This is a genomic window from Deltaproteobacteria bacterium HGW-Deltaproteobacteria-2, assembly GCA_002840505.1.
Taxonomy (GTDB): domain Bacteria; phylum Desulfobacterota; class Syntrophia; order Syntrophales; family Smithellaceae; genus Smithella.
In genome coordinates, this window is the sequence record PHBC01000001.1 from 838991 (window position 1) to 851051 (window position 12061).

At 41.8% G+C, this 12061-nt stretch carries 12 protein-coding genes; 5 read left to right on the top strand and 7 right to left on the bottom strand.

Going from position 1 to position 12061, the window contains the following annotated elements; translation table 11 throughout:
* Positions 1-256 precede the first annotated feature (256 nt).
* Entirely contained in the window at positions 257-1036 is a 780-nt protein-coding gene (locus CVU62_03835) for a hypothetical protein (GenBank protein PKN39335.1), read from the top strand.
* 144 nt (positions 1037-1180) lie between these two features.
* On the opposite strand, the gene CVU62_03840 is transcribed toward CVU62_03835, so the two are convergent.
* Positions 1181-2764 carry a sigma-54-dependent Fis family transcriptional regulator gene (locus CVU62_03840; protein PKN39336.1) on the bottom strand — a complete coding sequence of 528 codons (1584 nt, stop codon included), beginning with the start codon at positions 2762-2764 and terminating at the stop codon, positions 1181-1183.
* A gap of 286 nt (positions 2765-3050) precedes the next feature.
* Between CVU62_03840 and CVU62_03845 the strand changes: the two genes are divergently transcribed.
* Together CVU62_03845 and CVU62_03850 are read left to right on the top strand one after the other, a co-directional pair.
* Positions 3051-4190 (top strand): aspartate aminotransferase, encoded by a 1140-nt coding sequence (locus CVU62_03845; GenBank protein PKN39337.1) that lies wholly within the window; start codon positions 3051-3053, stop codon positions 4188-4190.
* Positions 4191-4527: 337 nt separating this feature from the next.
* Complete coding sequence (locus CVU62_03850; protein ID PKN39463.1) at positions 4528-5802, top strand: RNA helicase; 1275 nt, start codon at positions 4528-4530, stop codon at positions 5800-5802.
* A 99-nt stretch (positions 5803-5901) separates the two neighbouring features.
* On the opposite strand, the gene CVU62_03855 is transcribed toward CVU62_03850, so the two are convergent.
* Positions 5902-6354 (bottom strand): pyridoxamine 5'-phosphate oxidase family protein, encoded by a 453-nt coding sequence (locus CVU62_03855; protein ID PKN39338.1) that lies wholly within the window; start codon positions 6352-6354, stop codon positions 5902-5904.
* A 33-nt stretch (positions 6355-6387) separates the two neighbouring features.
* On the bottom strand, positions 6388-7191 hold the full coding sequence (locus CVU62_03860; protein ID PKN39339.1) for an SAM-dependent methyltransferase: 804 nt from the start codon (positions 7189-7191) through the stop codon (positions 6388-6390).
* Between the two features lie 80 nt (positions 7192-7271).
* Here CVU62_03860 and CVU62_03865 point away from each other — a divergent pair, with 80 nt between their 5' ends.
* Positions 7272-8843 carry a hypothetical protein gene (locus tag CVU62_03865; protein PKN39340.1) on the top strand — a complete coding sequence of 524 codons (1572 nt, stop codon included), beginning with the start codon at positions 7272-7274 and terminating at the stop codon, positions 8841-8843.
* A 129-nt stretch (positions 8844-8972) separates the two neighbouring features.
* Here CVU62_03865 and CVU62_03870 read toward each other — a convergent pair whose 3' ends face one another.
* Positions 8973-9713: a hypothetical protein gene (locus tag CVU62_03870; protein ID PKN39341.1), complete on the bottom strand. Its 741-nt coding sequence runs from the start codon at positions 9711-9713 to the stop codon at positions 8973-8975.
* An 85-nt stretch (positions 9714-9798) separates the two neighbouring features.
* A complete protein-coding gene (locus CVU62_03875; protein PKN39342.1) occupies positions 9799-10665 on the bottom strand; it encodes a flagellar biosynthesis protein FlgM in 867 nt (288 codons plus the stop codon).
* A gap of 195 nt (positions 10666-10860) precedes the next feature.
* On the opposite strand from CVU62_03875, the gene CVU62_03880 reads away from it, so the two are divergent.
* Positions 10861-11199, top strand: a complete 339-nt coding sequence (locus CVU62_03880; protein PKN39343.1) for a hypothetical protein — start codon at positions 10861-10863, stop codon at positions 11197-11199.
* Between the two features lie 9 nt (positions 11200-11208).
* Here CVU62_03880 and CVU62_03885 read toward each other — a convergent pair whose 3' ends face one another.
* Together CVU62_03885 and CVU62_03890 are read right to left on the bottom strand one after the other, a co-directional pair.
* On the bottom strand, positions 11209-11619 hold the full coding sequence (locus tag CVU62_03885; protein ID PKN39344.1) for a hypothetical protein: 411 nt from the start codon (positions 11617-11619) through the stop codon (positions 11209-11211).
* Positions 11616-12011, bottom strand: a complete 396-nt coding sequence (locus tag CVU62_03890) for a hypothetical protein (protein PKN39345.1) — start codon at positions 12009-12011, stop codon at positions 11616-11618. The genes CVU62_03885 and CVU62_03890 overlap by 4 nt, the downstream gene beginning before the upstream one ends.
* Between the last annotated feature and the right edge of the window lie 50 nt (positions 12012-12061).

Genomic DNA, 12061 nt, shown 5'->3' on the forward strand with positions numbered 1-12061 from the left:
TTATATTTTGGTTTATTAATAATTTATCATTTAATAACAAGCAATTATTTAGCTTATATTTTGTTGGCACAAGTATTGCTGATATTTTCTCTGACGGACATCTGTTCGACAATCTATCAGATGTCTGTGATCGCAATTAACAACGCCTAAATCTACTAGAAAATAGATATGGTGGTAAAATCATCAAATGTGAGCCATATTTTTTAATTTGTCGGCTATTCGATAACAGACCGACTATTTATAACCGGGAGGAACTATGAAACTAAAAACAAAGCTATCATTGGGTTTAGGATTTTTGTTTGTGATTATTTTCACTCTTGCAGGTGTTTGTTCCTATTATGTCGCAAGATTGGGTCAGGAATCCGACAATATCCTGAAGAACAATTACAAATCCATTGTCTATTCCAGAAATATGCTTTCTGGTCTTGGTGATATGAGAACATCTATCAGTAGCGTCATATATAGTAAAAATAATACTGCAAGAATGTCTGATTATTACCTAAAACTTTTCGAATCAGGAAAAAATGTATTGGAGACTAATTTAAAAGAGGCAAACAACAACATAACAGAGATAAACGAGAAAGAATATATCGAGGGACTCAACCATGAATATGAGAGTTTTTTGAAGCTTTGTCTTCAGATGCAGAGCGTTGCAGGCGAAAGCTCGTTGTATTTTAGCGACTTTCTGCCAGCTTACGAAAAACTGAAGCAATCCATCAATAATATTTATGACGTAAACATGCAGGCAGTAGTGCGGAAAAGCGAATTAACTAAGCACGATTCCGCTAATTTTCACAGGTATATGGCGATGATAGGATCTATCTGCCTCCTATTGGCGTTGGGATATTTTTGGTATTTCCCTGTCTATATATCCTCCACGCTTAGCTATCTCTCTGACAAGATGATAAATTTACTGAAGAATAGCGGCATTACCTATGATATAAAAACAAGTGACGAGGCTCATGTCATTCTTCAAGGTATAAACTTACTCGAAAACAAATTAGGCATAAAAAAAGAGACCATGCGCAAAGAGTAGGGATAAGTAATAGAAAAATTGTTTCACGAATTACTTAAACGTTCTTATATTTCGCTTTCGCGGCATACTATCCAATGGTCTTTGACTATTGGATAGTTCGTCCAACAAATTTCAGTACGCTACACTTATGAAACTTGGGACTCACTATTCAGTATCGTCGTTGTTTTTACTCTTCTTACGGAAAAATTTTGGATCAATTCCCAATTTATTAATTTTGTATTGAATAATTCGCTTTGTAGTTCCCAACATTTTTGCGGCCTTTGTTTGATTGCCGCCAGTTGCTTCGAGCGTATCAATGATCAAAGACCTTTCCTGAGCTTCAACAACAGAAGATAATTTGCTGTGTTCCTTTTTCTCCGCTTTAATTTCTTTAACCTGCAAAGAGGGCGGCAGATGGGCACAATCGATAGTATCGGTCTTGGATAATAATACAGCTCTTTCAATGCAATTTTCCAGTTCACGCACATTCCCCGGCCATTTATGGGATAAGAATACTTCTATTGCCGCGGTGGAGATTCTTTTAACATTTTTGCCCATCTCCTTACTGTATTTCAAAATAAAATGATCTGCCAGGAGTATAATATCGCTGCCTCTTTCGCGTAAAGACGGTAAATATAGGGGAAACACATTCAAACGATAAAACAAATCGGCGCGAAAACGTTCCGCGATAATATCCTGTTCCAAATCTCTGTTGGTTGCCGCGATAATTCGTACATTAACGTTGACAACCCTGGAAGAGCCCAGTGGCTGAAATCTTTTTTCCTGCAAAACGCGCAAAAGTTTTACCTGAGCGGCAGCGGAAAGCTCACCTACTTCATCCAGAAAAATTGTTCCTCCATTGGCCTCTTCAAAACGCCCTCGGCGTTGCTGAAGCGCACCGGTAAACGCCCCCCTTTCGTGACCGAAAAGCTCACTTTCAATCAAAGTATCGGGAATTGCCGCACAATTAACCTGTACCATTGGCCCTTTGCGCCGGGAAGAGTTCATGTGGATCGCTCTGGCGATTAACTCCTTGCCTGTTCCCGTTTCACCGGTAATTAAAACTGTTGTATTGGAATCGGCTACCTGGGCAACCAAACCGAAAACTTCCTGCATTGGTTTGGAATGACCGATAATATCTACAGAAGGCGGTCTCTCGCTGCCGACAATTTTTTTCAGCCGTTTGTTTTCCTCTTCCAAGGCCCTGATGTGCACGAATTTGGCCGTTAATTCCGCCACAGCAGAAAGCATCGCCAGTTCTTTATCCAGACTTTCAACTTCTTGCGCAACCTTGTCGGCGGATAAAACGCCGACAACCTTGTCATCATAAATAATGGGAACACAAAGAAAGGCCAGTTCGGACCTGTTTAAGTTACGCCGGGCACCGGTACGGTCTAAAAAATGAGCGGAATGTCCCAGATTAGCCACGGCCATGGGACGTCCAGTCTGAGCGACTTCTCCGGTAATCCCTTCTCCGGGCTTGTATGTTACATCCAGCCCTTCTATATTTACATCATGAGCAATATCCAGCCAAATTTCATTCTTATCGTGGTCAAAGAGGGATATCATTCCCCGCTGCATTCCAAGACGCGCACTCATCTCGTGCAGAATCTGCTCCAATTCATCACGCAAATCTGTGGGCTGAGCTAAAATTTTAGCTATCGCGTGCAGCGCGGCAAGTTCTTCATAACTATGAATACTCAATTTGTGATCGTTCTCCAAAAAATACTTTTTTGTACTTTTATTCATTGCAGGTTTAGCCGACCTTTAAAGTATTTTGTAACAAAATTGTGCCAATATCAATCTTTTTTTAACCTTCCTGAGATAAATGTGCAAAGAATAAGCCAATTTTGAGTTTTTATGACAATTATGATGAAAAGTACAAGTTCGCAAACTATGTAAAGTCTCATTCGGCGATTTCACCACTTCTTCAGCCGGAGGCCCTGCTTATTATGTTTTGACAAAATAACAAAAGTTAGTTGAAAAAATTTGATAATCTCTTTAGAAAGACTATACAAATTGGAAAGGAATTCAGATGATTTCAAAGAGAGCCGAGTCATTTACATCTTTCATTGTCATGGATATCATGGCGAAAACCGAGGAATTGGAGCGCAAAGGCGAACATGTTATCCATCTGGAAGTAGGCGAACCTGATTTCCCCACACCGAAAGTTATCACACGGACGGCAATCCAGGCTCTACACAATAACAAAATCCGCTATACTCATGCCCTTGGTCTTTTAGAACTAAGACAAGCCATCTGCAATTTCTACCTTAAAGAATATGGCGTTAATATTACGCCTGACCAGATATTGGTTTCTACGGGAACTTCACCTGCGCTGTTGTTCGCGATGCTGGCCATTTTAGATCATGGCGACGAGGTAATTATTTCCAACCCTCGTTACCCCTGCTATCAGAACTTTATTCTCGCGGCCGGCGGTAAAACTAAAGAAGTTAAAACTTACCCGGAAGACGGATTTCAGTACCGTCCTAAAGACATAAAAAAGAAACTATCTGCAAAAACAAAAGCTATCCTGATTAACTCGCCTTCCAATCCCACCGGCATTGTGATGACGGAGGAACAATTACAGAGTGTCGCGCAATTTGAAAAGCAGTATATTATTTCCGACGAAATTTATCATGGTCTCGTCTACAAAGATCGCGCTCATTCCATTTTGGAATTTACAGACAAAGCATTTGTCATTAACGGTTTTTCCAAACTATACGCGATGACCGGATGGCGTCTGGGCTACTGCATTTTTCCCAAAGAGTTTTCTAAAGTAATGCAGCGCATTCATCAGAATTTTATGATTTCTGCCAACGGTTTTATTCAATGGGCGGGAATTGCCGCATTAACCAAAGCTAAAAAAGATGTGGCTAAAATGGTCAAGACTTATGATGAACGCCGCCGGTACATGCTGGAGCGATTAAAGGACATGGGCTTTGTCATCCATGTCGAGCCGACCGGCGCTTTTTACGTATTCGCTGACGCACGGCGTTTTTGCTTAGATTCTTACAGAGAAGCTTTTCGTATTACCGAACAGGCAAAAGTCGGTGTCTCACCCGGCATTGATTTCGGCAGTGGCGGCGAAGGATTTTTGCGCTTCTCTTATGCCAATTCTCTGGAGAACATCAAAGAAGGCTTAAATCGCCTGGAACGCTATCTAAGCAAATAGGATTCCAGTCTTTCATTCATCCCCTGCAACTATCCCGATTAAATACCTAAATCTAACACATTGCCTGATTAGAAAGATAATCCTTGCTATTTATTAATAATACCTGTACAAGCCTCACCAGTGATCGCGATAGTTATTTGCCTCCCATCCTTTCTACGTCAGAAATTTCGGCAGGAAAATCCGGCTAATCGTAACCGAATCCAATTTTAGAGCCATGTATGCGGCCTGTTTTCAGGCTCCCAATCATGACACACCGCGGTGTGTTCTCAACAACCGCAACGACTAGACCTGGGTTCAAATGTCACAAATACTGAAAGAAAAAGGAAAAAAGAAAGAAATGAGTTTTGAGAAGTTTGAGTTACACGCGAAAATAATGGCCTGCGTGCAAGCGGCTGGCTATAAAGTACCAACACCAGTCCAATTACAATCAATCCCGCCGATTATGGAAGGCCGCGATGTTATGGGGCTTGCCCAGACCGGAACGGGAAAAACAGCAGCTTTTGTGTTACCGATTTTGCAACGTCTGATGCAGGGTTCACACGGTTATGTCCGCGCGTTGATTATTGCGCCGACACGAGAGTTAAGCGAACAGACCCATAAAGCTATCGGGCAACTGGGACGCAGAACGAATGTGCGCAGCGCTTCCATTTATGGCGGCGTAAATATCAATGGTCAAATCAATAAGCTGCGAAATAATGTAGAGATCATCTCCGCTTGTCCGGGCCGCTTGCTGGATCACATCGACCGCGGCACCGTGGATTTATCCAGGGTAGAAGTCCTGGTCCTCGATGAGGCTGATCATATGTTTGATATGGGCTTTCTTCCGGACATCAGAAAAATTGTGAAGCATCTTCCCGCAAAGCGTCAAACATTGCTGTTCTCCGCGACTATGCCCGAGGACATCCGCTCACTCGCCAATGATTTATTAATAAATCCGGTGAACATTAAAATCGGTAACACAGCACCGGTAGAGACTGTTACACATAAATTTTACCCGGTACAAATGGACACTAAAACAGCTCTGTTGAAAGATATTCTTGATAAAACAGAAATGGATTCCGTTCTGGTTTTTACAAGGACAAAATCGCGCGCCAAAAGCGTAGCCCTGCAGCTGGATAAATCGGGATATAAAGTCACTTCACTGCATGGAAACCTAACGCAGCAGAAACGCCAGCAATCTCTTGACGGATTCCGTGACGGCCGTTACGAAATAATGGTGGCAACCGATATCGCCGCCCGCGGCATTGATGTAACAAGAATTTCACATGTCATCAATTATGATATGCCGGAAACTACGGATGCCTATACTCACCGCATCGGCCGGACTGGACGCGCCGACAAAACGGGAGATGCCTTTACGTTTGTAACAGGAGAAGATCTTGGACTTGCCCACTCTCTGAAAAAAGTGCTGGGAGAAAAGCTTGAGTACCAAAGTGTTGACGGATTAACTATCAGCATGCTTGTTGACAGAGCTCCTGCACGCCGTAACAGCAGAGGTAATGGTGGAAAACCAAATAATGGCAGAAAGCTTTTTTCTCCCAAATCGAAAATGAACAGCAGGCCCAGGCAGCGTTCTTTTGATTCTTCAAACCGTAGTCAGTGGGCACACTAGATAAAGGCGATTCAATGCTTATTGGCCTTGATCTTTATAAAACAAAAACTCTCCGGGGCTTGCCACGGAGAGTTTTAAATTATTGGTAGTAGGAATAATTTATTTTGCCTTACCGCTGATTTCCAGTATTAGCACACGAAAAATCAAGGTCTTTTTAATAATTTCATCGGAAAAATCGTTCACGTCGCTTCCGTATTGACGCATAATACATTTCAGAGCGGCTTTTTTGTCCTCCACATCATTTACTATTTCCGCTGTACCTGTTCCTACAACACTTTCGTATTTTGCTCCCCAGTCGCAAGCCCGTTGTGCTGTGACAATATTATGGAGGATATCAAATTCAAAACCTACGCGATTATTTCTTTTGATAATTTCAATTTTTCTTCCTTCCAGCGCGGAATGAAAATAAAGAAAACATCCGTCATAGCCGAAGTGAAGAGGAATAACATAAGGTTGTTTATCGTCACACATTGCCAAATGACAAACACGGCAGCGTTCGATAATGCCGTCAATAGCTTTTCTGTCCGTTATCTCTCGTTCTTTTTTACGCATTTTTTATTCCGCTGATAAAGCTTGGCTCGGTAATCATTTTCTGCCTGTTGCTTTAAAGAACGTGTAACAGAAGACACCGTCAGCCTCGGCGGTTCGATATAAATCCCGTATGCCCTGATCAAAAATGTTTTCTTCTATTATTCCCGATTTGATAGCCGCTTCGCGGACACCTTCTGTCATCGCCGTGAATGTCTTTTTAGTGAATCCTTCCACAAGTTCAGGTTTACTGGAATCAACATAAACCATTCGCGGAGAAACATGAACCGACTTAAAACCGGCTTGAGTTAACAACGGATAAAGTTCTCTTCCTATCATGGCATTGCCGCCGGCTCTGCGCTGCAGTTCAACCTGACACTGAATCGCTTTATGCGCGGCTTCGCTTTCCGGATGAAAATAGACAGAGCCATGATCCCCTTCGATAACTGTAATCGTACCGCCTTCTCTCAAATAATCTTTCAATGCTTTCAGCGCCGCGACTAACCGTGAGAGATGTTCCAGAACAAAACAAACAAAAATATGATCGAAGGCTTCCTCCACATAAGGCAAATTAAAAATATCCGCCTGCTCAAAGAAAACATTAGTCAAGCCTGCCGCTGCCACTTTTTTTCTGGCTTCAACAAGAGAGGTCTCGGATATATCGACAGAAGTAATCAAGGCATCAGGACTGTTTTTTGCCAGCGTAACCGTTTGCGCTCCAACGCCGCAACCGGCTTCCAAAACACGGCTTCCTGCCGGATAAAAAGTGTCTGCGTGCAATAATTCAACCAGCGTAGATGCCTGATCCTGCAATCTTATATTTTCTTTCTGGTCATACCCATGAACGTATTTTTTATTCATTAATCAGTTACGCTTATTCCTTTAATGAAATAACAACGATTTTCACTCTAATGTAACTTAGGGTATCCAAATAGCATAGCTTGTTTTTTCTTAAAAGGAGAAAGTTATCAAATTTTTGCCCGTTTTGCCGGAATGTGGTATTGACCATTAGCCTCTATAAAAAAGCAGGAGGAGGATTTTTGGCAACAGAAAATATCTTACAAGAATTTGCAGATCTTGACAGAATATTCGATCCTAAGAGCATTGCGATAATCGGTGTTTCTTCCGAGGGGCCCGGTTTCGGTCGCAGCATTTTTGTTTCACATCGTTCCATTGGCTATGAAGGCAAATTGTATCCTGTTAATAAGCGAGGCGGTTCCATTGAAGGAACAAATATTTATCCTTCCATAGAGGCCATCCCCGACAAAATAGATTTTGCCATTATTGCCGTGCCGGCGCATCTGGTTCCTTCAGCATTGGAAGCCTGCCGGTCAAAGGGAGCGGTGGGTGCTGAAATTCTTTCCTCGGGTTTCAGTGAAACAGGTACACCGGAAGGAATAGCGCTGGAAGAAGAGCTAAAGACGATAGCTAAAAAAGGAATCAGGATCATCGGTCCGAATTGTTTCGGAATATATTGTCCTAAATCAGGACTTACCATGCTTCCCGGACCGGACCTTTCACGAAAACCGGGAAGTGTTGCGTTGCTTTCTCAGAGCGGCGGCCTCTCTGTAGATTTCGGCTATATTGGAAAATGGAAAGGAATACATTTTTCCAAAGTTGTCAGCTTCGGAAACGGTTGCGATCTCAGGGAAACAGAGATGCTTCGCTATCTTCGTCATGATCCTGAAACAAGAGTAATCTGCATGTACATCGAAGGAGTTTCCGATGGCCGTGATTTTTTTACTGCTCTCAAGGAAGTAGCCGCGGAGAAGCCCGTCATCATAATTAAGGGAGGTTTGTCGGAATCCGGAAGCAGAGCGGCCGCGAGTCACACAGCTTCACTCGGTGGAAACAAGGTTATCTGGGAAGCCGCGCTAAGGCAATGTCACGTAACTCAGGTTGAAAATCTTGAAGAAATGAGTGATGTAGCACTGGCTTTTTCACTGCTTCCACCGCGGGAATATAAAGGCTGTGCCGTTATGGGCGGTGGCGGTGCGTTGGGGATAGCGGCAGCGGATACGGCAGAGTCCTTTGGAATCAAAGTGCCGAGCCTCAGAAAGGATTTACAGGAGGCAATTCTGGAAGTTCTGCCCAAGCCCGGTTCAAGCGCGACCAATCCTGTAGACATAGCCAATCCTTATGTCAGTCCTAAGTACATCAGGGAGATTCTTCTTCATGCTTCTCAGGACGAAAATATTGACTTTCACATCGTCATCCAACTTTTGTATCACTACAAAGCACTGCAGTTGAACCTGGGCAACGTCAAACTAGGGGAGATTACTCCGTACAAAGAACTGGCGAAAGTTTGCCGCGAAGCAATGGACATCGGAAAGAAACCGGTAATGCTTATTTTGCCAAATATCAGGCGGGACGAAGATGACCTTGAGATTGAAGAAGTCAACCGGGAAACCCGCCGTCTGTTTACCGAAGCGGGAATGCCGGTTTTTGACAGCGTGAAAAATGCGTTCAATGCCGTTGCCTCGATTTCCAGGTATTACCTTTATCACCGATAAGCTTAAAAACTTTGTTTCCTTTTTCCCGGGATGGATGACAGGTGCCCAGTATTTTTCTGGCGTGGATGCCCGACATAGCATCTTATTGATATCGATTATAACCGTGAACTTATTACTTTTTATATTTGTTTATTTATCCGGAAAGACTTCATGCATTAATTTCAAAGTTTTTTTCTTATCCTTTTTATATAAAAAGAAACATATTACAGCAATTGATAAAGCGCCAATTGAATCAAATATGAGATCCGACATTGTATCCCGCAAGCCTATTCCCTGAAATGATCTGCCTAGTTCTATTGTATTTGCAGGCAAATTCCATGACTGCATATCCGTTCCGAAAATTACATCCATTGCAAACTCATAAATTTCAAAAATCACATCCATAGTGACGGCAAAAGTAAAGGCGAAAACCGCGACCAATAACGGGCTTATATTCATACTATACTTGCCGTTAATCTTATATATGGCTAGAAATCCTATAAATCCAAGAATGAGACCTGAAGCGGTATGCAGTACGACGTCCCACCAGAACACTTCATCATACAAATTAAAACGAGCGCTTAAAAATATGCTGGCATATATAAAAATAATTATAATGGTTTCCAGAATATCAGGGATATGTATGTTTTGATTTTGTTCAAAATAATCATGTAAAAATGTAACTGCGAATGTTACAATTGCCCAAGTGGTTATCGTTATATTCCTATCCAGGATGCTCATCAAAGTGCTTCTCGTGGCAGGGCTATAATCAAATAAATGTATTATTATATAAGCAACATTAATTATCACCGAACAAATCAGCAAAAATCGAATCGTTAATAATACATATTCATGAGTGCTCTGTTTATATTTTTTAATTCTTTTTCTCACAACAAGATCTCCAATTATTCGGGAAACAAAAGCAACCCGAATTCTTGATCCTTCATAAGTATATAGATATACCGGCAGTTAAGTCTTATATATTGCCGGCATTGAATGTATCACAGGCATTTATGTTACCCTGCTCAACGCCTTTTTTAAACCAGCTAACACGCTGTGCCGAACTTCCGTGCGTGAATCCGTCGGGCACAACATAGCCTTGTGTCTGCTTTTGAATGCGGTCATCACCTACTGCGCTGGCCGCATTCAAACCTTCTTCAATATCTCCGGCCTCTAAAATATGACGGCTCTTATCGGCCTGATGAGCCCACATACCTGCAAGACAATCCGCTTGCAGTTCCATCATTACGGATAATTTATTGCTCTCTGATTTACTCGCGCGCGACTGAAGCTCGTGAACTTTTTCGGAAATGCCCAAAAGCGTCTGCACGTGATGGCCTACCTCATGGGCGATAACATAAGCTTGGGCAAAATCGCCGGATGCACCAAAGCGGGAATGAAGTTCTTCAAAGAAAGCGAGATCAAGATATACCTTATGGTCACCGGGACAATAGAAAGGCCCCACGGCTGATCCGGCTATACCGCACGCTGATTCAACAGAGTCGGAAAAAAGGACCAGTTTGGGCTCTTCATACGTTTTTCCAGCTTGCTGAAAAGTATCCTTCCAAACATCTTCAGTCTCGGCCAAAACGACGGCAACAAAATTACGCATATCATCATTGGCGGCAGTAGTAGCGCTTTGCTCAACAGACACGGAGGAAGACTGCGTGTTCTGCTGAACTACCTGTAAAATAGAAGTAGGATCGACACCCATAAACATGCTGATTACCACAATGGCAATCAGGCCAATGCCGCCTATGCCACCAACCTTTGCGCCGCGGGATATTGACATCCCTCTGCGGTCTTCGACATTGTCACTTTGTCTTTCACCTCTCCAGCGCATGAGCTTTCTCCTTTCATAATAAGGATAGTAACGTTAATTGCGACCAAAGTTGCTAAACACAAAAGCGATTTATTGTGAAACGAGTATAGAAACAAGACCTTAGACTGTCAAGACAATTCAATTTTTATAGCCGATTGACAAACAAACGCATCAATTATATGAACTGACATCGGAAATAATTTTAGAGAGATTTTTATGCCTTTATATTTACAAATAATTCTGTTGGTTGCCGCTTTAATTGCCTTTGTTGTCCTTGTTCTTTACATGGGTGGTTTAGCTGTACAGAAAACTTGCTTAAAAATAATCGCCGAACTGGAAGAGGCCAGAGCCTTTAAAGAAGCGAGGGCGATGAAAATTCAGGATGAACGGAAAAATATTTTCCGCGTAGGCACCAAAAATATTCGCCCCAAAGCACTAAAGCTGCTGCTTGAAGATGGTCTGGTAATTAAAACAAACAACGGGAAATATTATCTGGATAAAGAAAAACTCGCCCAGGCAAAAGCGCAATTAGATTCTAATTACAAACTTAAGTAGAAAAGTTTTTTACTTTTTTGTGTTAATAGTGTTGTTAGACACGCCAACATTCCGCCTACGAGATGTTATCAGGTATGCGTGTTTTATTTGTAATCCAAAAAAGTTGCTATTTTGAATATCGGCTATGCTATGCTCTATATGCATAGAATTGTGTATAGCTTTCAAAGCTGGATTTTTTTCATCGATAAGCACAATGCGAGAGAGCATAAGTAAGTTTTCTTTAGATAATGCTTTCTGTATGATGCCTGTAATGTATTTGAGAGATTCCTCTTTATTCTTTTCAATCCATTCGGCAGCGATTAAAAGATCCCATTTATCGGGAGCATCTTCTCTTAGAAAAAGAGCAAAAAGGTCAAGAGGTCCTTTTTCTTTAGCTATTGTAATTTCACATTCCCTAAGCTTTTCTGCTAGTTCTTTCATAATTTATCCAACAATGACTTAGCTGATGATATCATCAAATACGCATCTGCTTGTGTTGCATTTCCTACAGGATTATACCTCGATTCTGGGTCCCATGCAGCCACAGAAGACCACTCAGCGAAAAAATGCGTTTTAACGCGATCTTCAATTCCAGTGAGATGTAATAACACGTCAAGATCATGTGTTTTGAAGCTTTGGTAACCTTCGAACTCTTTTTTTGAAAATGGAAATCCCTGCCATTTTAAGGTCTTACAAATACGCGCCTTCAAACCAAGTTCTACCGCATATCCACAAAGATAGATTGCACCTTCACATCTATTTGCGTTAGCTAAGACTTCGGCATCTCGTAAACGAGCTTTTGCAATCTTCTTGACGTTCTTAGTATCAATCATAGATATTTTGATATTATAAGTGCCTAACTGTTAATATTCGATTTTGCTTT

Bases quoted from the DNA above. Each gene is read 5' to 3' on its own strand.
- CVU62_03835 (PKN39335.1), top strand. From the start codon at position 257: ATGAAACTAAAAACAAAGCTATCATTGGGTTTAGGATTTTTGTTTGTG.
- CVU62_03840 (PKN39336.1), bottom strand. From the start codon at position 2,764: ATGAATAAAAGTACAAAAAAGTATTTTTTGGAGAACGATCACAAATTG.
- CVU62_03845 (PKN39337.1), top strand. From the start codon at position 3,051: ATGATTTCAAAGAGAGCCGAGTCATTTACATCTTTCATTGTCATGGAT.
- CVU62_03850 (PKN39463.1), top strand. From the start codon at position 4,528: ATGAGTTTTGAGAAGTTTGAGTTACACGCGAAAATAATGGCCTGCGTG.
- CVU62_03855 (PKN39338.1), bottom strand. From the start codon at position 6,354: ATGCGTAAAAAAGAACGAGAGATAACGGACAGAAAAGCTATTGACGGC.
- CVU62_03860 (PKN39339.1), bottom strand. From the start codon at position 7,191: ATGAATAAAAAATACGTTCATGGGTATGACCAGAAAGAAAATATAAGA.
- CVU62_03875 (PKN39342.1), bottom strand. From the start codon at position 10,665: ATGCGCTGGAGAGGTGAAAGACAAAGTGACAATGTCGAAGACCGCAGA.
- CVU62_03880 (PKN39343.1), top strand. From the start codon at position 10,861: ATGCCTTTATATTTACAAATAATTCTGTTGGTTGCCGCTTTAATTGCC.
- CVU62_03885 (PKN39344.1), bottom strand. From the start codon at position 11,619: ATGAAAGAACTAGCAGAAAAGCTTAGGGAATGTGAAATTACAATAGCT.
- CVU62_03890 (PKN39345.1), bottom strand. From the start codon at position 12,011: ATGATTGATACTAAGAACGTCAAGAAGATTGCAAAAGCTCGTTTACGA.